This is a genomic window from Herbaspirillum sp. Her2 (genome assembly GCF_057961375.1).
Window position 1 is genome coordinate 98,690 of the sequence record NZ_CM176331.1, and the last position, 21,308, is coordinate 119,997.

Genomic DNA, 21,308 nt, shown 5'->3' on the forward strand with positions numbered 1-21,308 from the left:
ATTCTTTGCCGCAGACGTGCCGTTGCGACACGTCTCCGGGCCCGCCCCAGGCGGCTTCCCGCGCATAAAGAACCGGTCCCGAGGGAAGCCGGCTCGATAAAAAAAGCAGTCCAAGACAGGAGACCATCATGCCGACCACCCCGGTAGCGCAGCCCTTGCCTGACAGTGACGTTTGCCTCACCCCCGCATCCCTTTCGGCTTCCCCGCGCCACGCGCCACGCTATCGCGACATCGGCCAGCTCGCCGCCGGCGACGAGCTGATGCGCGACCTGGTCGAGCGCGGCAAGCGCCTGATCGATCGCGGCATTCCCGTGCTGATCCTGGGCGAGACCGGTACCGGCAAGGAATACCTCGCGCGCGCCCTGCATGACTACAGCGCACGCCGCCGCGCCAGCTGGATCGCCATCAACTGCGCCTCCATCCCCGAGAGCCTGGCCGAAAGCGAATTGTTCGGCTACGCCAAGGGGGCCTTCTCCGGTGCGCTGCCCGGCGGCATGAAGGGCAAGGTCCAGCAGGCCGATGGCGGCACGCTCTTCCTCGATGAAATCGGCGACATGCCCTTCGCCCTGCAGACACGCCTCTTGCGCGTGCTCTCCGAGCGCGAAGTGATTCCGCTGGGCGCATTGCGTCCGGTACCGGTGGACGTGCAACTGATCTGCGCCACGCACCAGGACCTCAAGACCCTGGTCGCCGAAGGCCGCTTCCGCGAAGACCTGTATTACCGCATCGCCGGTGGCGTGCTGCGCCTGCCGGCCCTGCGCGACCGCAGCGACCGGCGTGCGCTGGTGATGCAGATGATCGCCGATGAGCTTGGCCATGCGGCCGACGAGGGCATGCTCGATCCCGCCGCCCTGCAGCGCCTGCTGGCCTATCCCTGGCCGGGCAATCTGCGCCAGCTGCATGCGGTGATCCGCTACAGCTGTGCCGTCATGAATGACGGCCGCATCACCCTGCGTGATCTGCCGGAAGAACTGATGCAGTTCCAGCCCGCCACGCTGGCGCAGGTGCTGCCGCTGCACCGTCCGGCATCGCGCATGGCTGCCGGGAGCAGCAGCCAGGCCAACGCCGCCGATCCAGGGCGTGATGAACGCACCCGCGTCATCGAAGCCCTGAACGGCAGCCGCTGGAACATCTCCGCCGCCTCGCGGCAACTGGGCATGTGCCGGGCCTCGCTGTACCGCAAGCTGCGGCAGCTGGATATCCCGCATGTGCGCGATCAGGCCATGCCTGCGCATGCTGCCTATGCGGTTGCCTGAAACGGTCTAAATCATTTATATCCACTCCGGCGGGCCAGGAGCGCTCCCGGTCGCGTTCTTGCCAGCATTAAATTTCTGTTAATGCTCGTGCGTTTGTCATTCACTTGAAATAAATGCCCGCTACCCTCAGCCAGTCAAAAAGGGACAAGCGAAGGTGCCGGTCTCGGCACCATGATCAGGCGGGTGGGGATTGCGTAAGCCGTTATCGTTCGAGCCACAAGGGCTGCTGACCAGACTGCTCGCGGGCAGGGGCGTGTCGGCGGGGATGGTGCTGCTCGCCGCCGGCGCGTTGTCGCTGTTGTGGTATTTCACGCTGATCCGCATCGAGAATGAAAAACAGCTGGCCATCGCCGGCTCGGTGGCCGACAGCCGCAACGTGGCCGCCATCGTCTCGGCCAATCTGGATGAAGTGCTGGGCAAGACCCTGCTGTATTCGCGCATCGGGCAATCCATGCTCAATGGCGAGCAATCATCCTCGGCGTATTTCAATCCGCTCTTCAATGGCTATTCGGCCTACCTGCGTGTGGCCATGTTCGATGCGCGCGGACGGCTGGTCTATTCCTCGGCACGCCAGAAGAGCGAGCCGGAACTGAGCCGTCTCATCAATGCCGGTTTCATGAGTACGCTCACCAGTACCGGCGAACAGAACCAGATGATCATCAAGCCGCCCCTGAACCGCGACGGCTACAGCTGGCGCGTGCCGCTGCTCATTCCCTTGCAGGATGGCAAGGGCACGTTGCAGGGATTCTTCGCCGCCATTCTCGATCTGGGCTATTTCCTCAAGACCTATGAAGAGGTCAGCGTGGATGGTGCCAGCCGTATCGAGATCATCAACACCGCCGGGCTGCAACTGGCCGAGCTGGCCGGGGGCATCCTCTCGGGCGGCTCCAACTACGCCGGGCAGGAGTACGCCACCTTCCTGCTCACCGGCAAGGGCGATGGCCTCATCCATGCACTGCGTCCGGGTGATGCGGCCCAGCATGTGGGCGTGCAGCGCCGGCTGGCGCATTACCCGCTGGCGGTGGTGGTCAGCCGCGACCAGCAGGTATTGCTGGGCAAGCTGTGGCCGGCGCACCGGCAGTATTACCTGCAGGCGATCCTGATTTCGCTGCTGGTGGTGGTGCTCTCGGGCGGCCTGATCGCGATGGCGCACCGTCGCCGTTTCCTGTACGAGCAACTGCTGTATTCCGAGCGCGAGAAGAGCGGCCTGATCCAGCAGATGGAACAGGAAAAGAGCCGCGCCTACCAGCTCGCCTCGCACGATTACCTGACCGGCATCCCCAACCGCATGCTGTTCTACGAACTGGCCGCCACCGAACTCTCGCGGGCGCAGCGCAGCCGCAACCTGTATGCGTTGTTCTTCCTCGATCTCGACAAGTTCAAGCTCATCAACGACACGCTCGGCCATGCCGTGGGCGACGCCCTGCTGCAGGAAGTGGCACGCCGCCTGCGCGCGGCCGTGCGCGAATACGATCTGGTGGCGCGCCTGGGCGGCGATGAATTCGTGGTGCTGGTGTCCGAGATCTGCAGCGAGGAAGTGGTCGCCGAAATCGCCGACAAGCTGGTCGAAACCCTGCGCGCACCGTATCCCGACCTGCTGGGCTGCGATGTCGAAACCGCGCCCAGCATCGGCATCGCGCTGTATCCGCGCGATGGCCAGAGCATCACCACGCTGATGACCAATGCCGACTCGGCCATGTACACCGCCAAGAGCGCTGGCAGCGGCCTCTATCGTTTCTACGATGCCTCGCTCAATGCGATTGCGGTGCGCGGGCTGGAGTTGCTGGGACGCTTCCGCCAGGCCCTCAAGGAAAACGAATTCTGCCTGCACTACCAGCCCAAGGTCGCGCTGCAGGATTATCGCGTGGTCGGCATGGAAGCGCTGATCCGCTGGCAGCATCCCGAGCATGGCCTGATCTTTCCCGGCGAGTTCATCGGCCTGGCCGAAACGCATGACCTGGTCCAGCCGCTGGGCCACTGGATCATCGAGGCAGTCTGCCGGCAACTGGCGCAATGGCGTGCCGACGGGCTGCCGCTGGTGCCGGTGGCCATCAATGTCTCGGCCAAGCAATTGAATGACGAGCGCCTCATCGCCACCGTGCGCGAATCCCTGCAGCGCCATCAGCTGAGCGCGCATTGGCTGGAGATCGAGGTCACCGAGAGCTGCTTCATCGCCGACCTGGAACAGGCGCGCCAGACCCTGGAAAAACTGCGCGACGAGGGGCTGCGCATTTACCTGGATGACTACGGCACCGGCTATTCCAGCCTCAGCCACATCAAGGCGCTGCCGGTGTATGCACTCAAGATCGACCGTTCCTTCGTGCGCGACATCCGCAACGACAACAGCGACGGCATGATCGTCGCTTCCACTGTCACGCTGGCACGCAATCTCGGCTTGAAGGTGGTGGCCGAAGGCGTGGAAACCCGTGAACAACTCATGCACCTGAAGCTGATGGGCTGCGACGAAGTGCAGGGGTTCTATCTGCAACGCCCGGTCGCCGCCGCACAGCTGGTGCCGCTCCTGCAGAAAGGCAGCTTCGATTTCTCATGAAGACCCGCATCGCTTCCCTGTCCCTGGCCGCCGCTGCGCTTTGCGCCCTGCTGATGGCCATGCCGACAATGGCCGCCAACCGCAGCGCCTGTGAACGGCCGCAGCGGCTGCGCTTTTCCTTCGTGCCGCAGGGGCGCGACGTCGACCAGCAATCGGCCCTGGCCCCCCTGGTGGAAGAATTGCGCGAACGGTTGAAGATGCCGGTGGACGTGATCATCCCGACCTCCTACGGCGGTGTCATCGAGGGACTGATCGCCGGTGCCATCGATGTCGCGCGGCTGGGGCCGGCATCCTACGTGACGGCGCGCAAGGGCGATCCGCAGATTACGCCTTTTGCCTCGATGGAGCAGGTGGAGCCCAATTTTGCGGCGCAGGGAGGCGTGTCGTCGGTGTATTACGCGCTGTTGATCACGCGCCAGCAGGGGCCGTATGACAGCGTGGCCTCGCTCAGGGGCAAGGTGCTGGCGCTGGCCGATCCCGACAGCACGTCCGGCGCGCTGATCCCGCGCCACCTCTTTGCGCGCCAGTACAAGCTGCAGTTCGACCAGTATTTCTCGCGCATCGGCTATTCAGGCAATCATGAGAAATCGGTCTTGGCCGTGCTGAACCACAATGCCGATGCGGCATTCGTGGCCAGTACCAATCTCTCGCGCATGATCAGCGACGGCCAACTCAAGAAGAGCGATGTGCGGGTACTATGGCGTTCGGGGCCGATTCCTTTCGACCCCTTCGTCTATCGGGGCCAGCTGTGCGCCGATATCCGCAACAAGATCCGCGAAGTGTTCCTGGACAAGAACGCGCTGCGCGTGAAGCTGGCCCTGGACAACCTGCGTGCCACCCACTTCGTGCCGGTGCACGACGCGGCTTACCAGATCATCCGTGCATTGCCGTAACGGCGGGCTGCACGGCGCTTTGCAGGAGAGAAGCTGTGCCCAAGGTGTTCGTCTATGGTTCGCTCAAGCGCGGGCAATCCAATGCTTTCATGATGGATGGTGCGCAGTTCGTGGCCCCGGCCCGCAGCGTGCAGTGCTGGCGGCTGGTGGCCTTGCCGCATTATCCGGCGCTGGTGTGGCAGCAGGGGCCGTGCCGCATCGCCGGAGAAGTGTGGGAGGTGCCCGAGACCATGATGGCGCAACTGGATCGCTTCGAGGAAGTGCCGGTGCTCTACACGCGGCAGGAGATCGAGGTGGAGCTTGAAGCGCCGGACCCTGCGCAGCCGGGCCGCTTGCTGATGGCCCATGCGTATTTCATGCCGGCCGCGCTGGCCGCTGCCGGGCGCGAGCTGCACGAGGGCTGCTGGCCGGCATGAAGAGTGGACTGGTTTATTCGGCCAGCAGCGTTTCGATATCGGAAATCATTTCCTCAGGGCGCGTCTGCGGCGCGTAGCGCTTGAAGACGGTGCCGTCACGGCGCACCAGGAACTTGGTGAAATTCCATTTGATGGCCTTGCTGCCCAAGAGGCCCGGTGCTTCCTTCTTCAGGTACTGGTAGAGCGGATCGGCCTGGTCGCCATTGACATCGATCTTGGCGAACAGCGGAAAGCTCACGCCGTAATTCTTTTCGCAGAAGGCACCGATTTCCTCGGCATTGCCCGGCTCCTGCGCCCCGAACTGGTTGCAGGGGAAGCCCATCACTTCCAGCCCGCGTGCGTGGAACTGGCGATGGATGGCTTCCAGGCCGTTGTATTGCGGGGTGAACCCGCACTTGCTGGCGGTATTGACGATGAGCAGCACCTTGCCGCGCAGCTGTTCCAGCGGGAAGGGCGTCTGGTCGGCCAGCTTGGGCTGGAAATCGTAGAGAGTGGTCATGGATCGTTCCTTGAGGCTAGCATCGGTGTGGCCGCCATTCTAAACCGCTGCGGGCGGGCTTGCTCGGGGCCGCCCGTACCGGGGATCAGGCCTGCAGGCCGCGTTCGCGTGCGCTCGCCGCACTGATGCGGCCCTGTTGCACCAGCAGCGACAGGCTCGCCGGCAGTGTCTGCATGCCCTGCGCGGCACCGGCCTGCATGGCCGAAAGCAGTTGCGCGCTGCGTCCCTCGCGGATGAGGTTGCGCACCGCCGCCGTGGCCACCAGCACTTCATGGGCCGCCACCCGTGCGGCACCGTCAGCGGACGGCAGCAGGACCTGCGCGACCACGCCCTGCAGTGCCTCGGCCAGCAGGGCGCGCGCGGTGTCCTTCTCGCCTTCGGGGAAGGCATCGATGATGCGATCCACTGCCCGCGCGGCCGAGGCCGCATGCAGCGTGGCCAGTACCAGATGGCCGGTCTCGGCGGCGGTCAGGGCCAGGCGGATGGTCTCCGTATCACGCAGCTCGCCGACCAGCAAGACATCCGGATCCTCGCGCAGCGCCGCCCGCAGGGCCTGCGCGAAGCTGGCGACGTGGGTGCCGATCTCGCGCTGGCTGACCAGGGCGCGGCTGGGCGCGTGCAGGAATTCGATGGGATCTTCGAGGGTGAGGATGTGGACCGGGCGCGTCTCATTGATGAGCCTGACCATGGCCGCCAGCGTGCTGCTCTTGCCCGACCCGGTCGGCCCGCTCACCAGCACCAGGCCATGCGGGCGGGTGGCCAGTTCGGCACAGGCGGGCGGTGCGTGCAGTTCGGCCAATGCCGGCGGCTGCTGGCCCAGCGGGCGGATGGCGGCGGCCGGGCCGCGTTGCTGGCGGAAGGCGTGGATGCGGAAGCGGCCCAGTCCCGGCAGCGCCAGGGCGAAGTCGCAATCGGTCCCGGCGCGGTAGTGCGGCTGCAGGGGCGCGGGCATCACCGCCAGCAGGGATTGCTGCAGGTGAGCGCCGTCCAGCGGCTGCAGGTTGATGCGGCGAATGGCCCCGTGGACCCGCAGCAAGGGGGGCAGCCCTGCACAAAGATGCAGATCGGAAGCCTGATTCCTGACGGCAAATGCCAGTAGGGTGGCAATGTCCATTTATAATCCCGGCAAGGTTGGACCAACAATATCGTTATCTCCCTGCAGGCTGCCCCTTCCGGCTCCCGGATTATGTCGTCAATCGCTCAACACTTGCAACACGTGCAACAACAGATCGCCCAGGCTGCCGGCCAGGCCGGGCGGGCTCCATCCTCGGTGCAACTGCTGGCCGTTTCCAAGACCTTTGGACCGGAGGCGGTGGCCGAAGCAGTGGCCGCCGGCCAGCGCGCCTTTGGCGAAAATTATTTGCAGGAAGCGCTCGACAAGATCGCCGCGCTGCCCGCCCTGGTACCGGATACGCCACTGGAATGGCATTTCATCGGCCCCATCCAGAGCAACAAGACCCGGCCCATCGCCGAGCACTTCGACTGGGTGCATTCGGTGGACCGTCTCAAGATCGCCCAGCGCCTGTCGGAACAGCGGCCTGAGGAACTGGGCGCACTCAACATTTGTCTGCAGGTCAACATCAGCGCCGAAGCCAGCAAGAGCGGCCTGACCCCGGAGGAATTGCCCGAGGTCGCGGCCCAGGTGGCGCAATTGCCCCGGCTGCGCCTGCGTGGCCTGATGGCGATCCCGGCCCCCAGCGACGATATGAAGCAACAGCGCGCCGCCTTTGCAGCGGTTCGCGGCCTGTATGAACAATTGCGCACAGGCGGACTGCCGTTGGACACTCTGTCCATGGGCATGTCGGCCGACCTGGAGGCAGCGGTGGCCGAAGGGGCCACCATCGTGCGGGTCGGCAGCGCCATCTTCGGGGCGCGGCATTACGCGTGACGGCACGTGAGGGGCCGCGCGATTTGGCCCCTGTGAAGTTTTTTACCCAATCATCAAGCCTCAACACAAGACACAAGGAGCGGAAGTGAAGATAGCGTTCATCGGCGGCGGCAACATGGCAGCGGCATTGATCGGTGGACTGGCCGGCAAGGTCGCGGCGGCAGAAGACATCCACGTGGTCGATCTCAATGCCGATGCGCTGCAGGCGCTCAAGGACAAGTTCGGTGTGACGACCGCGCAGTCCATCGATGGCACCCTCGCCAACGCGGACGTGGTGGTGCTGGCGGTCAAGCCGCAGCAGATGCGCGAGGTGGTGGCCAGCTTGAAGCCCTTCATCGGGGCCCAGCTGATCGTCTCGATTGCCGCCGGCATCCGCATGGTGGACCTGTCGCGCTGGCTGGATGGCCATCAGGCCATCGTGCGCGCCATGCCCAATACCCCGGCCCTGATCGGCAAGGGCATCTCGGGCGTGGTGCCGCATGCGCAGGTCTCGACCTTGCAGCGCGCCCAAGCCGATTCCATCCTCAAGGCCGTGGGCGAGACCCTGTGGCTGGACAGCGAAGAAAAGCTCGACGCCGTCACCGCCGTCTCCGGCAGCGGCCCGGCCTACGTGTTCTACTTCCTCGAAGCGATGGAGCAGGCAGCGGCCCAGTTGGGCCTGTCGCCGGAAGACGGCCTGCAACTGGCCAAGGCGACCTTCGCCGGTGCCACCGAACTGGCGCGCCGCTCCGATGAATCCGTGGCCACGCTGCGCGAGCGCGTGACCTCCAAGGGCGGCACCACCTATGCCGCGCTGACCAGCCTGGAGCAATCGGGCGTGAAGGGGGCCATCGTGCAGGCCCTGCAAGCCGCCGCCCATCGCAGCAAAGAGCTGGGCGACGAGTTCGGCAAGGCCTGATGGGACAGGCTGACCGCTTCCTGGGCCTGCTGGCGGCCTTGCCGCTGGCTTCCGTGCTGCTGCTGTCCGGTTGCGCCTCCACGGCCGACAGCGAGGGCTATTACACGGTCAAGCGCGGCGACACGCTCTACAGCATCGGCCGCGACTTCGACCAGAGCCCGGCCAACCTGCGCACCTGGAACCGCCTGCGCAATCCGGATGATCTCGAAGTCGGACAGCGCATCCTGGTGCGTCCGCCGGCTGGCGTGGTGGCCCGTACCGGTGCCGGGCAGACGCCGCGTGCGTCCGCCTCTTCCGGTGCGGAGAGTACACCGCGCAAGAATGCCGGCAAGCCCGCCGCCAAACCAGCGCCCAAGTCGCAAGATGATGACGATGCCCCGGCCCCGGCCGATGCCAAGCTGGACTGGATGTGGCCGACGCAGGGCAAGTCCGCGCCCAGTGCTGACAGCTACAAGAAGGGCATCGACATCGCCGGCACCCAGGGCCAGACGGTGGTGGCCGCTGCGGCGGGCAAGGTGACGTATGCCGGGCATGGCATTCGCGGCTACGGCAACATGGTGATCATCAAGCACACGCCGCAGCTGCTGTCGGTGTATGCGCACAATGCGACGATCACGGTCAAAGAAGGCCAGATGGTCACGCGCGGCCAGCAGATCGCCACCATGGGCAACAGCGATACCAACAAGGTCAAGCTGTATTTCGAAATCCGCCGCAACGGCAAGCCGGTCAACGTGATGGCGCTGCTGCCGGCGCGTTGAGGCAGCGGCACGCGCATCTACGCGTGCCGCCCTTGACGCCATCTCAAGAATCAGGAATTCACATGGCCAAACTGGAAGACATCGTGCGCCGGCAGAAGACCGGCGCCACCTTCGTCATCAGCGCACAGATGCTGCAGATGACTCCGCGCGAATTCGACGCCTTGGCCCAGGTATGGGACGACGAAGGCGGCCCCGGCTTCAACGTGGCCGGGGTGCCGTTTCGGGTGGTGGTGGAGGGGGAGTTCCTCATCAGCCGGGTGACGGTGGTGAGGACTACGGCTGAGGTGTAATACGCCTGTCGACATCCTTCGATCTTCTTCCATCAATTCCGCTGCTGTTTTCGGCGGGCTCAAGGGATCTTGTATATACGAGGCTGGGCGCGATGCCCGTCATGCCAACTTAACAGGAGCTTTAAATGAGCAAGCCGAAGAAGATCAAGGAGTCGACGCGCAATCTCAAGAAAGCCGTTTCCGGTCGGGACAAGAAACAGGCCGAGGTTGCGTCACAAGAGTCCACGGTTGATATTGAAGAATCCGTGACCTTGCAAGCCATGTCGATCCGAGTGGACCACGAGCTGATCGAGACCTTCAAGCAGATTGCCCGCATTCATCACATGGCGTACCAGCCGCTGATGCGTGAAGCCTTGCGGCGCTTCGCCGATGCGCAAATGAAGTCGATCTTGACCGCTGTAGCGGACGCCTGCCAGGAAGTTGGTCAGCAGGGAGGCAAGAATACCATCGAGGTCAAATTGGAGCATCCCTATCGCCGTACGGCCTAATACATCAGCTTGGAGCACTCGGCACAGAGGCACGGCGGACTTCGCTTTCTCCGCCATGCGTCCCGTCAATCAACGCTTCCGCTCCAACCGATACACCACCGTATCCAGCGCCCGCAATCCGCGCTCCATGAACTTGGGTTCCTTCTCCAGGATATCGCGCCGGTCGATGGCCACCGCCTCGCTGTGCGATGCGTAGAGGCGCAACACTTCTTCCTCGGCCACCGAGAACGGCGGGCCTTCCATTTTTTCCTGATCGTATTCCAGCGTGATCAGGAGGCTGCGTGCCTGGGCTGGCAGCCGTCCATAGATCTCTTCCACGTAGCGCGCACGCATGTCCGGGGGCAGGGCGATGAGGGCGGCGCGGTCGTAGGCACCGGCACAGCTGGCCAGCGTGGCATCCTCCAGCGCGAAGATGTCGCCGCAGATCAGTTCGATCTGTCCCGCCACGTAATGGCGGCCCTGCGCGCTGTCATGCACCAGCGGGGACAGTTGATGTTCGCTGAAGAACTGGGTAATGGCCAGTTCCGACAACTCCACCCCCAGCACGCGATGGCCCTGTTCGGCCAGCCACAGCATGTCCAGCGACTTGCCGCACAAGGCCACCAGCACCGTGCTGCCGGCCGGCAGCGCCAGTTGCGGCCAGTATTTCTGCAGCAGCGGGGTCACCCGCGACTGGTGAAAGTGCGTGCGTCCATCGCGCCAGCGTTCGAGCCAAAATTCCGCTTTCATCCTGTTTCCTTTGAATTTTCGCCAAGCAGCCGCAGGGCCTGCCTGGCATCAATGCATCAGCACATCAGCGCATCAGGTAATCGAGCGCGACACCGGCGAAGATCGCCGCACCCAGCCAGTTGTTGTTGTTGAAGGCCGCGAAGCAGCGCATGCGGTCGCGCTCGCGGATCAGGGTGTAGTGATACACGGCAAAACCGCAGGCCACCAGCATGCCCGCCGTGAACCACAGTCCCAGTCCGTATTGCAGGCCGACCACCCAGATCAGCGCCAGCGCCACCACGTAGCACAGCATGATGGCCGCAACGTCGTAGCGGCCAAAGGTGATCGCCGAGGTCTTGATGCCGATCTTCAGGTCGTCGTCCCGGTCCACCATCGCATACTCGGTGTCATAGGCCACGGCCCAGAAGATGTTGGCCACCAGCAGCACCCACGCCGCCAGCGGTACGCTGCCGGTCACGCTGGCAAATCCCATCGGGATGCCGAAGCCGAAGGCGATGCCCAGGTAAGCCTGGGGGATGGCGAAGAAACGCTTGAAATACGGATAGCTGCCCGCGATGATCACGGCTGCCACCGACAGTTGCAGCGTCAGCGCATTGAGCGGCAGGATCAGCAGGAAGGACACCAGCGCCAGCACCCCGGCCACCATCAGCGCTTCCCACGATTTGATCTTGCCGGAGGTGAGAGGGCGCTGTTCGGTGCGTTTCACATGCCGGTCGAAGTCGCGGTCGGCATAGTCGTTGATGGCGCAGCCGGCCGAACGCATCAGCACCGTACCCAGCACGTAGATCACCAGGATGCGCCAGTCGGGAACGCCGCCCGAGGCCAGCCACAGCGCAATGAGCGTGGGCCACAGCAAGAGCAGGATGCCGATGGGTTTGTGGGCGCGCACCAGCAGCGCGTAAAGCCTGAGCCTGTCCATGGAATGTCCGCAAAATCGAAAGTCCGCATTATAATTCGCGTCGCCTTTTCCGCACCGTCGTGCTTTTCAAGGCTTGTTTGCGGATGAGCTGACAAAGTGCTGACAGTGGAGGCTGTGTGCTACACATCAGCAAAACTTATAAAAACGAATTCTTATATTCCGAGACATCCCCGGGTTTCGTGCTGCAAGGCCACATGCATTTCTTTTGCCCAAAGCCGGCAGTACGGCTAATGTAACGCGGCTGTCATGGAGCGTTGTTAGCATCAAAACCCCTTTTTTCGAGAGGTCCCCTCTGATGAACATGATGAAAACGCTGATCGCGACCGGTGTCCTGGCGACGATCACATCCTCTTCCTTCGCTGCAACCGAGATCACCTGGTGGCATTCCATGACCGGCGCCCTGGGCGAACGCGTCAATGCCCTGGCCGACGACTTCAACAAGACCCAGGGCGATTACAAGATCGTGCCGGTCTACAAGGGGACCTACGACGAATCGATGTCGGCCGCCATCGCCGCCTATCGTGCCGGCAATGCGCCCAGCATTCTGCAGGTGTTCGAAGTGGGCACCGCCACCATGATCTACGCCAAGGGCGCGGTCAAGCCGGTGTATGAAGTGATGCAGCAGGCCGGCGAGAAGTTCGACCAGAACGCCTACGTGCCTGCGGTGGCCGGTTACTACTCGACCCCGAAGGGCATGATGTCCTTCCCCTTCAACAGCTCCACCACCATCATGTTCTACAACAAGGACATGTTCGCCAAGGCCGGTCTGGATCCTGAAAAGCCGCCCGTCACCTGGCAGGAATTCGTCGGCATGGCCGCCAAGATCAAGGCCAGCGGTGCCTCGTGTGCTTACACCACGACCTGGCAATCCTGGGTGCATTTGGAATCGTTTTCAACCTGGCACAACGTTGAGCTGGCCACCAAGAACAACGGCTTCGGCGGCCTCGATGCCCGTCTGAAGATGAACAGCCCGCTGCACGTGCGCCACATCGAGAACCTGTCGAACTGGGCCAAGCAGGGCTACTTCACCTACGCCGGCCGCAAGGACGAGGCCAATGCCAAGTTCAATGCGGGCGAGTGCGCCATCATCACCGGTTCGTCCTCGGCCTATGCGGATATCCGCAAGAACGCCAAGTTCAAGTTCGGCGTGGCCACCCTGCCGTATTACAACGACGTGCAGGGCGCACCGCAGAACACCGTCATCGGCGGTGCCTCGCTGTGGGTCATGAACGGCAAGAAGGGCGAAGAGTACAAGGGCGTGGCCAAGTTCTTCAGCTACCTGTCCAAGCCGGAAGTGGCCGCCAAGTGGCACCAGGACACCGGCTACCTGCCGGTCACCAAGGCCGCCTACGAGCTGACCAAGAGCTCCGGTTTCTATGAGCGCAACCCGGGCACCGACGTCGCCGTCAAGCAGATGATCGTCAAGACCACCGAGAAGTCGCGCGGCCTGCGTCTGGGCAATTACGCCCAGGTCCGTACCGTCTTCGACGAGGAACTGGAAAACGTCTGGACCGGCAAGAAGACCGCCAAGGAAGCCCTGGACTCCGCCGTCAAGCGCGGCGACGAACTGCTGGCTCGTTTCGAGAAGGCCAACAAGGGCAACCAGTAAGTCTCATCAACAACACCTCCCGTCCTGCCTGAACGCGGTGACGGGGCAGGAACCGGCGTTGTACTTCGTGATCGCGGAGGGCAGCGCCGGCTTCCGTTTTGAGATGTCGGCAAGCTGACATCCGTTTCCGATTCATTCAACTTCTGCGGCCAGGCGATCCCTGGCTGGAACGATCGTGGAAAAACGCGCGCGATTCACTTCGAAGTGGTTGCCTTATCTGCTGGTGGCACCGCAGATCATCATCACTTTGCTGTTCTTTTTCTGGCCGGCCATCCAGGCCTTGTATCAGTCCATGCTGCTGCAGGATGCCTTCGGCGGCTATTCCGAATTCGTCTGGTTCGACAATTTCAAGACGCTCTTTGCCGATCCGACCTATCTCGAATCCTTCCGCACCACCGCGCTCTTCTCGGCGCTGGTGGCCTTCTTTGGGCTGGCGCTCTCGCTGCTGCTGGCGGTCTTCGCCGACCGCGTGCGCCGGGGCGCTTCGGTCTACAAGACCTTCCTGATCTGGCCTTATGCGGTCTCGCCGGTGGTGGTGGGGGTGCTGTGGATGTTCCTGCTGAGTCCCTCGCTGGGCATCCTCTCGCACGTGCTGGCCTGGCTGGGCTTGCCTTGGGACTACATGATCAATGGCACGCACGCCATGATCCTCATCGTCATTGCCGCCATCTGGAAGCAGATCAGCTACAACTTCCTGTTCTTCCTGGCCGGCCTGCAATCGATTCCCAAGTCGCTCATCGAAGCGGCCGCCATCGATGGTGCGGGTCCGGTCAAGCGCTTCTTCACCATCGTCTTCCCGCTGATCTCGCCGACCACCTTCTTCCTCTTCGTGGTCAACGTGGTCTATGCCTTCTTCGATACTTTCGTCATCGTCGACGCCACTACCCACGGCGGTCCCGGCAAGGATACCGAGATCCTGGTCTACAAGGTCTTCACCGATGGCTTCAAGGGCGGCGACCTGGGCGGCTCGGCGGCGCAATCGGTGGTGCTCATGGCACTGGTGATCCTGCTGACCGTGGTGCAGTTCAAGTACGTTGAAAAGAAGGTGCAATACGCATGATGCCCATCCTCAACAACGCTTTCCTGATCTTCCTCACTGCAGAGGTGGCCGCATGATCGAACGCCGTCCCGTCCTCGATTTCCTCAGCCACGTGGTCCTGGTGCTGGGTGTGCTGATCGTGTTCTTCCCGCTGTATGTCGCCTTCGTGGCCAGCACCCAGACCGCCGAGCAGTCGGCCCTGTCGCCGCTGTCGCTGGTGCCGGGCGGGGAATTCATCAACAACTACAGCGCCGTGCTCTTCAAGGGCGCGGCCGGGCAGGTGACCGCACCGCCGGTGCTCAACATGCTGTGGGTGAGCCTGGCCACGGCGCTCATCATCGCCATCGGCAAGATCTCCATCTCCATGCTGTCGGCCTTTGCCATCGTGTATTTCCGTTTTCCGGGGCGCGGGCTGTTCTTCTGGATGATCTTCGTCACGCTGATGCTGCCGGTGGAAGTGCGTATCACGCCGACCTATCAGGTGGTGTCCGATCTCGGCATGCTCAACAGCTATGCGGGCTTGAGCGTACCGCTGATCGCCTCGGCGACCGCTACCTTCCTGTTCCGCCAGTTCTTCCTGACGGTGCCCGATGAGCTGGCCGAAGCTGCGCGCATCGACGGGGCCGGGCCGCTGCGCTTTCTCAAGGATGTGCTGTGGCCGCTGTCGCGCACCAATGTCATCGCGCTGTTCGTGATCATGTTCATCTATGGCTGGAACCAGTACCTGTGGCCGCTCATCATCGCCACCGACACCAGCATGTATCCCATCGGCATCGGCATCAAGACGCTGATCTCGGGCGGTGATTCGGCGGTGGAGTGGAACCTGGTGATGGCCACCATGATCCTGGCCATGCTCCCGCCCGGGCTGGTGGTGGTGGTGATGCAGAAATGGTTCGTCAAGGGCCTGGTTGATTCCGAGAAATAATTTATATCATTCCGAGAGTTAGAGACTGACAATCATGGCAGCAATCCATCTCAAGCAAGTCCGCAAGACCTATGGCGCCGGCGCCAAGGCCGTCGACGTGATCCATGGCATCGATGCCGACATCGCCGATGGCGAATTCATCGTCATGGTCGGGCCCTCGGGCTGCGGCAAATCCACGCTGCTGCGCATGGTCGCCGGGCTGGAAGAGGTCAGCAGCGGACAGATCGTCATCGGCAAGCGCGTGGTCAATGACCTGGAACCCAAGGAGCGCGACATCGCCATCGTGTTCCAGAACTATGCGCTGTATCCGCACATGACGGTGTACCAGAACATGGCGTATGGCCTGAAGATCCAGGGCCTGTCCAAGACCGAGATCGACGAGCGCGTGCAGCGTGCCGCCGCCATCCTGGAACTGGGCGCGCTGCTGGAACGCACGCCGCGCCAGCTTTCCGGTGGCCAGCGCCAGCGCGTGGCCATGGGCCGCGCCATCGTGCGCAAGCCCGCCGTGTTCCTCTTCGACGAACCGCTCTCCAACCTGGACGCCAAGCTGCGCGTGCAGATGCGGCTGGAAATCCAGAAGCTGCATGCCAGCCTGCGCACCACCAGCCTCTATGTGACCCACGACCAGGTCGAGGCCATGACCCTGGGCCAGCGCATGATCGTGATGAATCGCGGCGTGGCCGAACAGATCGGCACCCCGGCTGAAGTCTATGCCCGTCCGGCCACCACCTTCGTGGCCAGCTTCATCGGTTCGCCGCCGATGAACCTGCTGCAGGGCAGCCTGTCGGCTGACGGGGCCAGCTTCGACGCCAGCAAGGACGAGGCCACCGCTACCGTGCGCCTGCCGCAGCCGGTGGCTGGTGCGGCCGGCCAGGAGCGCATCCTGGGCGTGCGGCCGGAACACCTGCTGCCCATCCTCGATGGCTCGGCTGCGCAGCTGTCACTGGAAGTGGAGCTGGTCGAAGCGCTGGGTGCGGAATTGCTGGTGCATGCGCGCTGCGGCGGACAGTCGCTGGTGCTGCGTTGCCCGGCCAATGTGCCGGTCAGCACCGGTCAGCGCATCGGGGCGTCCTTTGGGGCGGGGGATGTGCATTGGTTTGATGTGACGACGACCAAGCGTTTGGGTTGAGCTGGTGGGGCGTTGTGGCGCAGCGCAGGGCCGGTTGCCTCTGCTCCGGGCTTCACCTATGATGAACGCCTTACCGAGGAAGATCACACCATGAAACCTTCTGAAGCCCTTGCCTCTCATCGCGCTGCCATCCGGCAAGTCGTGGAAGCGCATCACGCGCGCAACGCCAGGATATTTGGTTCGGTCCTGCATGGAGAGGATACCCAGAGCAGTGATCTCGATCTCCTCATCGATCCGACGCCGGAGACGACGCTCATGGACGTCGCCGCCATTCAGGTAGAACTGCAGCGCTTGTTGGGGGTGACGGTCGACGTACTGACGCCCAAGGCACTGCCCGAGGCTGCTCGCAACCGGATTCTGGCGGAGGCTCGGCCGGTATGAACAGGTCCGGGCGTGTGCCCGATTACCTCGACCACATTCTTGAGGCCATTGCGCGCATCGAGCGCTATACGGCCGATATGGTGGAAACGGTCTTCCTCGACAGCGAGCTGGTACAGGATGCCGTCATCCGCAATATCGAAATCATCGGCGAGGCCGCCAACAACGTCATGCGGGTTGATCCGGAGTTCGCCACCCGCAACGACCATATTCCGTGGATGATCATGTACACGATGCGCAACCGTGTCGCGCATGGATATGACAAAGTGGATGTCGGTGTCGTCTGGAAAACCATACAGCGCGATCTACCCCCGCTGTATCGTGACGTCCATGCCTTGAGGACGGCGATGTCAGCGCCCTGATGGCGCTGACATCTGATGGCGTGTGCGTGACAGCTCCTAGTTGGCCGCCGCCGCTTCGCCCACCAGCATCTCCACGCCATTGAGCTTGCACGCCAGCACCGCTTGATGCACGGCATCGATGGCCGCCTGCCGCGTAAAGCTCTTGCGCCAGGCGATGACCACGCGGCGCGAGGGGGCCGGCGCCACGAAGGGCACATAGCGCACCATGCCTTCGCGCGTATCGGTATCGGGAATGGAGGCGCGCGGCAGCACGGTCACGCCGATGCCGGAGGACACCATGTGACGGATGGTCTCCAGTGACGAGCCTTCGAAGGTGCGGGCGATGCCATCGCCATTGGTGGAGAAGCGTGACATCTCCGGGCAGACTTCCAGCACCTGATCGCGGAAACAGTGGCCATTGCCCAGCAGCAGCATGGTCTCGCTCTTCAGTTCACGGGCATCGATTTCCTTGCGCTCGGCCCACTTGTGCTGGCGTGGCAGCGCCACCATGAATTCCTCATCGTACAGCGGCATCACGTTCAGTCCGTGTTCGGGGAAGGGCAGGGCCATGATGGCCGCATCGAGTTCGCCCTGGCGCAGCAGTTCGATCAGGCGCGTGGTGAAATTTTCCTGCAGGATCAGCGGCATCTGCGGCACGCGCTCGATCATGGTCTTGACCAGCGAGGGCAGCAGGTAGGGGCCGATCGTGTAGATGATGCCCAGGCGCAAGGGACCGGAAAGCGGGTCCTTGTTCTGGTTGGCGATTTCCTTGATGGCGGCGGTCTGCTCCAGCACCCGTTCGGCCTGGGCCACGATCTGCGCGCCCAGCGGCGTGACCGAGACTTCGGTGCCGCCGCGTTCGAAGATGACCACGCCCAGCTCATCTTCCAGTTTCTTGATGGCCACCGACAGCGTGGGCTGGGCGACGAAACAAGCTTCTGCTGCATGGCCGAAATGCTTTTCCCGCGCGACGGCCACGATGTATTTGAGTTCTGTAAGTGTCATGCTGTTATGCCGGAATCGTTTTCGGGACTATAGCCTATTTTCGCGCCCGCGGTTCTGCACGGCATCATGGCGTTTTCCCGCAGGATGGCGCAGGATGCAAGGGGATCGGCCGGTCCCGGCCACCTTTGACTCCAATGTTATCCGCCTGTCATGTCTTGGTCACAATGGGCAGGTATGTTGTCACGCACTTTTCAGGCGAAGGGGAGTGCAGCGTTCGCCACTTTATCTTGGATACGAGGACATGATGGATAAGGAAGAACTGGTCAAGCGCGTCCACCGCGAACTGGCCGACAGCTACGACGAAGAAATGGAACTGGAGCTGGAAGACCGTACCGTCGATCCGGTCACCGGCGAATTTTCCAGCGCGCACGGCAGCGAGGAAAAGGAATACCGCCGCCTGTATTTCCGCGAACTGTTCCGCCTGCAGGGCGAGCTGGTCAAGCTGCAGGACTGGGTGGTGCAGACCGGCCACAAGGTGGTGATCGTCTTCGAGGGACGCGATGCGGCCGGCAAGGGCGGCGTCATCAAGCGCATCACCCAGCGCCTGAACCCGCGCGTGGCCCGCGTGGCCGCGCTGCCGGCACCCAATGACCGCGAACGCACGCAATGGTATTTCCAGCGCTATGTATCGCACCTGCCGGCCGCCGGCGAGATCGTGCTGTTTGACCGCAGCTGGTACAACCGCGCGGGCGTGGAGCGCGTGATGGGTTTCTGTACCGACGAGCAATACGAGGAATTCTTCCGCTCGGTGCCCGAGTTCGAACGCATGCTCACGCGTGCCGGCATCCAGGTCATCAAGTACTGGTTCTCGATCACCGATGAAGAGCAGCACCTGCGCTTCCTCTCGCGCATCCACGATCCGCTCAAGCAATGGAAGCTGAGCCCCATGGACCTGGAATCGCGCCGCCGCTGGGAGGAATACACCAAGGCCAAGGAAGTGATGCTGGAACGCACCCACATTCCGGAAGCACCATGGTGGATCGTGCAGGCGGTGGACAAGAAGAAGGCCCGCCTGAACTGCATCAGCCATCTGTTGCAGCAGATGCCTTACGCGGAAGTGCCGCATCCGCCCGTGCAGTTGCCCGAGCGTGAACGCCATGAGGATTACGAGCGCCATCCGGTGCCCGATTCCATGATCGTGCCGGAAATCTACTGATCGGCAGAGCAGGGCGCCGCAATGAAAATGGCCGGAGACTGAGCTCCGGCCATTTTCATTTGGAGAGTGCGGCGGGTTGCGCCGCGACTATCTCGAAGTGCGATCAGTCTCAGTCGAAGTACTTGGAAATGACTTCGCCGAAAGCCTGTTCCGCCGACATGCCATTGAGCATCAGCTTGCTGATCTCATCGGAATGCTGGTTGATTTCATCCGGCAGCATGTGGCGGTTGGCCTTGAAGTAAGCGTACTTCTCGCCATCGACCGCTTCGCGCGCACGGGCGGCGGCGGTGGTCGGGCGGGCGCTGCCGGCGGCGCTGCGGGCCGAGGAGGCACGCGCCGAACGCGGCGTGCTGCGGGTGCCGCTGCCGCCGGTGGCGACGATGCGCTTGATCTGGTCGAGGGTGAAGATGGGCGTCACGTTGCCGGGACCGAATTCGGTTTCCTCGGCGCGGTGCAGGTGATGGTTGCCATCGAAGGCCATCTTCTTGTCGAAGCTGTTGATGACTTCATAGTGCGGCTTCTGCACCGAACCGAACATGCTGAAATGGACGCGGTCGCCGTAGGAGCTCATCTGGGTAATCACGCCGTTGAGGAATTCGGCCTTGATCGCCTCGACATTGCCATGCCAGCGTTTGGTTTTGCTTGAACTCAAAATAACTCTTCCAATGATGCAGGCGCGGCCTGGTGTCGATGCTCTTGCCATCGATGCGGCTGTCGCCGCCAAGGTCGCGCGAATTAAAAACGGGGGGATAGAGGCAATATTATCCTCCTCCGCGCGTCTTCTTGCATGCCTGTGGCGTACTTTTTCTTCATCTGGCCATTTCTGCTGCCTGCCGATGAGCCATTTTGGGCAGGATTTACGAGGTTTTTCGCAGAAATTGCTTGAAAAGCATGTCTCAAGCCTTCATATGCTTGCTTTCCGGCAAGCTTGGTCCGGCCCCCGCAGTCCCGGGCGATGTGTCCTCTTTCAAAGGTTTTCCATGCGCCGTAGCCTCTTTTCGCTGTTGACCGTCCTCGGCCTGCTGGCCGCGCTGCATGCCTGGATAGGCTGGCAGCTGTTGCCTGCCCTGACCACCCACGCGGGCTGGATCACGTTGGGCGCAGCGGTGCTGCTGCTCTCTTTCCTGCTGATGCCGGTAGCGCTGGCCGTGCCCTACCTCAAGCGGCGCGGCCTGTCCGAAATCGCCGCCGACCGCGTGGCCTGGGCCGGCATGCTGGCCATGGGGGCGTTCTCTTCGGCGCTGCTGCTCACGCTCTTGCGCGCGCTGGCGCTGGCCGCGCTTCCGTGGCTGCACCTGCCGCCCATCCAGCAGCACGAGATGGTGGAACTGAGCGCCTGGCTGGTGCTGGCCCTCACCGCAGCGGCCACGGTCATCGGCTATCTCAACGCCCGCCGCACCGCTGCCGTGGTGGAGGTCAGCGTGCCCATCGCCAACCTGCCCGCGGCGCTGGAGGGATTCACCATCGTCCAGATCAGCGACATCCACGTCGGCCCCACCATCAAGGCACCGTATCTGCAAGCCATCGTCGACAAGGTCAACGCCCTGCAGCCCGACGTGGTGGCCATCACCGGCGACCTGGTCGATGGCAGCGTGCGCCAGCTGGCCCCCCACACGGCACCGCTGGCGCAACTGCGGGCGCGGCATGGTGCCTACTTCGTCACCGGCAACCACGAGTACTACTCCAATGCCCACGAATGGATCGATGAAGTCCGTCGCCTGGGCGTGACCGTGCTGATGAATGAACACGTGGTCCTGCGCCATGAAGGGGCGGGTCTGGTGCTGGCCGGGGTGACGGACTACACAGCCCATCATTTCGATGAAGCCCATCGCAGCGATCCGCATGCGGCCATTGCCGATGCGCCCAGCGGCCATCCTCGCGTGCTGCTGGCGCACCAGCCGCGCAGCGCCACGGCGGCCGTCGAGGCCGGTTTCGACCTGCAATTGTCGGGCCATACGCATGGCGGCCAATTCTTTCCGTGGAATTTCTTCGTGCCGCTGCAACAGCCCTATGTCGCCGGTCTCAAGCGCCTGCAGGGTCTGTGGATCTACGTCAGTCGCGGCACCGGCTACTGGGGCCCGCCCAAACGGCTGCTGGCCCCTTCCGAAATCACGCGCGTGCGCCTGATCACCGGCTGAACC

The 21,308-nt window shown here is 63.0% G+C and carries 23 protein-coding genes; 17 read left to right on the forward strand and 6 right to left on the reverse strand.

Annotated elements, in window-relative coordinates; all coding sequences use genetic code 11:
* Positions 1 to 128: 128 nt before the first annotated feature.
* From ACWHXP_RS00450 to ACWHXP_RS00465, 4 genes are all read left to right on the forward strand, one after another.
* Positions 129 to 1,256: a sigma-54-dependent Fis family transcriptional regulator gene (locus ACWHXP_RS00450; RefSeq protein WP_489623733.1), complete on the forward strand. Its 1,128-nt coding sequence runs from the start codon at positions 129 to 131 to the stop codon at positions 1,254 to 1,256.
* Between the two features lie 265 nt (positions 1,257 to 1,521).
* On the forward strand, positions 1,522 to 3,807 hold the full coding sequence (locus ACWHXP_RS00455) for a bifunctional diguanylate cyclase/phosphodiesterase (protein ID WP_489634727.1): 2,286 nt from the start codon (positions 1,522 to 1,524) through the stop codon (positions 3,805 to 3,807).
* Positions 3,804 to 4,700, forward strand: coding sequence for a phosphate/phosphite/phosphonate ABC transporter substrate-binding protein (locus tag ACWHXP_RS00460; RefSeq protein ID WP_489623731.1), 897 nt, complete (start codon positions 3,804 to 3,806; stop codon positions 4,698 to 4,700). Before ACWHXP_RS00455 ends, ACWHXP_RS00460 begins: the two co-directional genes overlap by 4 nt.
* Positions 4,701 to 4,735: 35 nt before the next feature.
* Positions 4,736 to 5,116: a gamma-glutamylcyclotransferase family protein gene (locus ACWHXP_RS00465; protein ID WP_209567588.1), complete on the forward strand. Its 381-nt coding sequence runs from the start codon at positions 4,736 to 4,738 to the stop codon at positions 5,114 to 5,116.
* A 13-nt stretch (positions 5,117 to 5,129) separates the two neighbouring features.
* On the opposite strand, the gene ACWHXP_RS00470 is transcribed toward ACWHXP_RS00465, so the two are convergent.
* Together ACWHXP_RS00470 and ACWHXP_RS00475 are read right to left on the reverse strand one after the other, a co-directional pair.
* Positions 5,130 to 5,615 (reverse strand): glutathione peroxidase, encoded by a 486-nt coding sequence (locus ACWHXP_RS00470; protein WP_039786962.1) that lies wholly within the window; start codon positions 5,613 to 5,615, stop codon positions 5,130 to 5,132.
* Positions 5,616 to 5,700: 85 nt separating this feature from the next.
* Positions 5,701 to 6,729 (reverse strand): type IV pilus twitching motility protein PilT, encoded by a 1,029-nt coding sequence (locus tag ACWHXP_RS00475; protein WP_489634726.1) that lies wholly within the window; start codon positions 6,727 to 6,729, stop codon positions 5,701 to 5,703.
* Between the two features lie 72 nt (positions 6,730 to 6,801).
* Between ACWHXP_RS00475 and ACWHXP_RS00480 the strand changes: the two genes are divergently transcribed.
* From ACWHXP_RS00480 to ACWHXP_RS00500, 5 genes are all read left to right on the forward strand, one after another.
* Positions 6,802 to 7,503, forward strand: a complete 702-nt coding sequence (locus tag ACWHXP_RS00480; RefSeq protein ID WP_489634725.1) for a YggS family pyridoxal phosphate-dependent enzyme — start codon at positions 6,802 to 6,804, stop codon at positions 7,501 to 7,503.
* Between the two features lie 85 nt (positions 7,504 to 7,588).
* Entirely contained in the window at positions 7,589 to 8,401 is an 813-nt protein-coding gene (gene proC, locus ACWHXP_RS00485; protein WP_121043767.1) for a pyrroline-5-carboxylate reductase, read from the forward strand.
* A complete protein-coding gene (locus ACWHXP_RS00490; protein WP_252695661.1) occupies positions 8,401 to 9,159 on the forward strand; it encodes a peptidoglycan DD-metalloendopeptidase family protein in 759 nt (252 codons plus the stop codon). Before proC ends, ACWHXP_RS00490 begins: the two co-directional genes overlap by 1 nt.
* A 62-nt stretch (positions 9,160 to 9,221) precedes the next feature.
* Positions 9,222 to 9,449 carry a hypothetical protein gene (locus ACWHXP_RS00495; protein WP_134136588.1) on the forward strand — a complete coding sequence of 76 codons (228 nt, stop codon included), beginning with the start codon at positions 9,222 to 9,224 and terminating at the stop codon, positions 9,447 to 9,449.
* 125 nt (positions 9,450 to 9,574) lie between these two features.
* Positions 9,575 to 9,937, forward strand: a complete 363-nt coding sequence (locus ACWHXP_RS00500; RefSeq protein WP_489634724.1) for a BrnA antitoxin family protein — start codon at positions 9,575 to 9,577, stop codon at positions 9,935 to 9,937.
* Positions 9,938 to 10,006: 69 nt separating this feature from the next.
* Here ACWHXP_RS00500 and ACWHXP_RS00505 read toward each other — a convergent pair whose 3' ends face one another.
* Positions 10,007 to 10,666, reverse strand: a complete 660-nt coding sequence (locus tag ACWHXP_RS00505; RefSeq protein ID WP_489634723.1) for a thiopurine S-methyltransferase — start codon at positions 10,664 to 10,666, stop codon at positions 10,007 to 10,009.
* Between the two features lie 64 nt (positions 10,667 to 10,730).
* Complete coding sequence (gene ubiA / locus ACWHXP_RS00510; RefSeq protein WP_039786971.1) at positions 10,731 to 11,585, reverse strand: 4-hydroxybenzoate octaprenyltransferase; 855 nt, start codon at positions 11,583 to 11,585, stop codon at positions 10,731 to 10,733.
* 295 nt (positions 11,586 to 11,880) lie between these two features.
* Here ubiA and ugpB point away from each other — a divergent pair, with 295 nt between their 5' ends.
* The 6 genes from ugpB to ACWHXP_RS00540 all read left to right on the forward strand — a co-directional run bounded on the left by ugpB (position 11,881) and on the right by ACWHXP_RS00540 (position 17,027).
* Positions 11,881 to 13,194: a sn-glycerol-3-phosphate ABC transporter substrate-binding protein UgpB gene (ugpB, locus tag ACWHXP_RS00515; protein WP_489634722.1), complete on the forward strand. Its 1,314-nt coding sequence runs from the start codon at positions 11,881 to 11,883 to the stop codon at positions 13,192 to 13,194.
* A 175-nt stretch (positions 13,195 to 13,369) separates the two neighbouring features.
* On the forward strand, positions 13,370 to 14,254 hold the full coding sequence (gene ugpA / locus ACWHXP_RS00520; RefSeq protein WP_088755676.1) for a sn-glycerol-3-phosphate ABC transporter permease UgpA: 885 nt from the start codon (positions 13,370 to 13,372) through the stop codon (positions 14,252 to 14,254).
* 52 nt (positions 14,255 to 14,306) lie between these two features.
* The gene (ugpE, locus tag ACWHXP_RS00525; RefSeq protein ID WP_034341291.1) at positions 14,307 to 15,158 is read left to right on the forward strand and encodes a sn-glycerol-3-phosphate ABC transporter permease UgpE; all 852 of its coding nucleotides are present in this window, start codon (positions 14,307 to 14,309) and stop codon (positions 15,156 to 15,158) included.
* Positions 15,159 to 15,192: 34 nt separating this feature from the next.
* Complete coding sequence (locus ACWHXP_RS00530; protein ID WP_489634721.1) at positions 15,193 to 16,287, forward strand: sn-glycerol-3-phosphate import ATP-binding protein UgpC; 1,095 nt, start codon at positions 15,193 to 15,195, stop codon at positions 16,285 to 16,287.
* Positions 16,288 to 16,377: 90 nt separating this feature from the next.
* The gene (locus tag ACWHXP_RS00535; RefSeq protein WP_343725779.1) at positions 16,378 to 16,668 is read left to right on the forward strand and encodes a nucleotidyltransferase family protein; all 291 of its coding nucleotides are present in this window, start codon (positions 16,378 to 16,380) and stop codon (positions 16,666 to 16,668) included.
* Positions 16,669 to 16,682: 14 nt separating this feature from the next.
* On the forward strand, positions 16,683 to 17,027 hold the full coding sequence (locus ACWHXP_RS00540; protein WP_489634720.1) for a HepT-like ribonuclease domain-containing protein: 345 nt from the start codon (positions 16,683 to 16,685) through the stop codon (positions 17,025 to 17,027).
* 36 nt (positions 17,028 to 17,063) lie between these two features.
* Here ACWHXP_RS00540 and ACWHXP_RS00545 read toward each other — a convergent pair whose 3' ends face one another.
* Positions 17,064 to 18,011, reverse strand: coding sequence for a LysR substrate-binding domain-containing protein (locus tag ACWHXP_RS00545; protein ID WP_134223254.1), 948 nt, complete (start codon positions 18,009 to 18,011; stop codon positions 17,064 to 17,066).
* A gap of 244 nt (positions 18,012 to 18,255) precedes the next feature.
* Between ACWHXP_RS00545 and ppk2 the strand changes: the two genes are divergently transcribed.
* On the forward strand, positions 18,256 to 19,167 hold the full coding sequence (gene ppk2 / locus ACWHXP_RS00550; protein ID WP_034341306.1) for a polyphosphate kinase 2: 912 nt from the start codon (positions 18,256 to 18,258) through the stop codon (positions 19,165 to 19,167).
* A gap of 109 nt (positions 19,168 to 19,276) precedes the next feature.
* Here the strand turns inward: ppk2 and ACWHXP_RS00555 are convergent, their stop codons facing one another.
* On the reverse strand, positions 19,277 to 19,819 hold the full coding sequence (locus ACWHXP_RS00555) for a hypothetical protein (RefSeq protein WP_034341298.1): 543 nt from the start codon (positions 19,817 to 19,819) through the stop codon (positions 19,277 to 19,279).
* Between the two features lie 328 nt (positions 19,820 to 20,147).
* On the opposite strand from ACWHXP_RS00555, the gene ACWHXP_RS00560 reads away from it, so the two are divergent.
* Positions 20,148 to 21,305 carry a metallophosphoesterase gene (locus tag ACWHXP_RS00560; RefSeq protein ID WP_489623723.1) on the forward strand — a complete coding sequence of 386 codons (1,158 nt, stop codon included), beginning with the start codon at positions 20,148 to 20,150 and terminating at the stop codon, positions 21,303 to 21,305.
* The last annotated feature ends 3 nt before the right edge of the window (positions 21,306 to 21,308 follow it).

What these genes read in the sequence shown, in the direction of transcription:
- ACWHXP_RS00450 (WP_489623733.1), top strand. Translation starts at nt 129, where the DNA reads ATGCCGACCACCCCGGTAGCGCAGCCCTTGCCTGACAGTGACGTTTGC.
- ACWHXP_RS00455 (WP_489634727.1), top strand. Translation starts at nt 1,522, where the DNA reads ATGGTGCTGCTCGCCGCCGGCGCGTTGTCGCTGTTGTGGTATTTCACG.
- ACWHXP_RS00460 (WP_489623731.1), top strand. Translation starts at nt 3,804, where the DNA reads ATGAAGACCCGCATCGCTTCCCTGTCCCTGGCCGCCGCTGCGCTTTGC.
- ACWHXP_RS00470 (WP_039786962.1), bottom strand. Translation starts at nt 5,615, where the DNA reads ATGACCACTCTCTACGATTTCCAGCCCAAGCTGGCCGACCAGACGCCC.
- ACWHXP_RS00475 (WP_489634726.1), bottom strand. Translation starts at nt 6,729, where the DNA reads ATGGACATTGCCACCCTACTGGCATTTGCCGTCAGGAATCAGGCTTCC.
- ACWHXP_RS00480 (WP_489634725.1), top strand. Translation starts at nt 6,802, where the DNA reads ATGTCGTCAATCGCTCAACACTTGCAACACGTGCAACAACAGATCGCC.
- ACWHXP_RS00490 (WP_252695661.1), top strand. Translation starts at nt 8,401, where the DNA reads ATGGGACAGGCTGACCGCTTCCTGGGCCTGCTGGCGGCCTTGCCGCTG.
- ACWHXP_RS00495 (WP_134136588.1), top strand. Translation starts at nt 9,222, where the DNA reads ATGGCCAAACTGGAAGACATCGTGCGCCGGCAGAAGACCGGCGCCACC.
- ACWHXP_RS00500 (WP_489634724.1), top strand. Translation starts at nt 9,575, where the DNA reads ATGAGCAAGCCGAAGAAGATCAAGGAGTCGACGCGCAATCTCAAGAAA.
- ACWHXP_RS00505 (WP_489634723.1), bottom strand. Translation starts at nt 10,666, where the DNA reads ATGAAAGCGGAATTTTGGCTCGAACGCTGGCGCGATGGACGCACGCAC.
- ubiA (WP_039786971.1), bottom strand. Translation starts at nt 11,585, where the DNA reads ATGGACAGGCTCAGGCTTTACGCGCTGCTGGTGCGCGCCCACAAACCC.
- ugpB (WP_489634722.1), top strand. Translation starts at nt 11,881, where the DNA reads ATGAACATGATGAAAACGCTGATCGCGACCGGTGTCCTGGCGACGATC.
- ugpE (WP_034341291.1), top strand. Translation starts at nt 14,307, where the DNA reads ATGATCGAACGCCGTCCCGTCCTCGATTTCCTCAGCCACGTGGTCCTG.
- ACWHXP_RS00530 (WP_489634721.1), top strand. Translation starts at nt 15,193, where the DNA reads ATGGCAGCAATCCATCTCAAGCAAGTCCGCAAGACCTATGGCGCCGGC.
- ACWHXP_RS00535 (WP_343725779.1), top strand. Translation starts at nt 16,378, where the DNA reads ATGAAACCTTCTGAAGCCCTTGCCTCTCATCGCGCTGCCATCCGGCAA.
- ACWHXP_RS00545 (WP_134223254.1), bottom strand. Translation starts at nt 18,011, where the DNA reads ATGACACTTACAGAACTCAAATACATCGTGGCCGTCGCGCGGGAAAAG.
- ppk2 (WP_034341306.1), top strand. Translation starts at nt 18,256, where the DNA reads ATGGATAAGGAAGAACTGGTCAAGCGCGTCCACCGCGAACTGGCCGAC.
- ACWHXP_RS00560 (WP_489623723.1), top strand. Translation starts at nt 20,148, where the DNA reads ATGCGCCGTAGCCTCTTTTCGCTGTTGACCGTCCTCGGCCTGCTGGCC.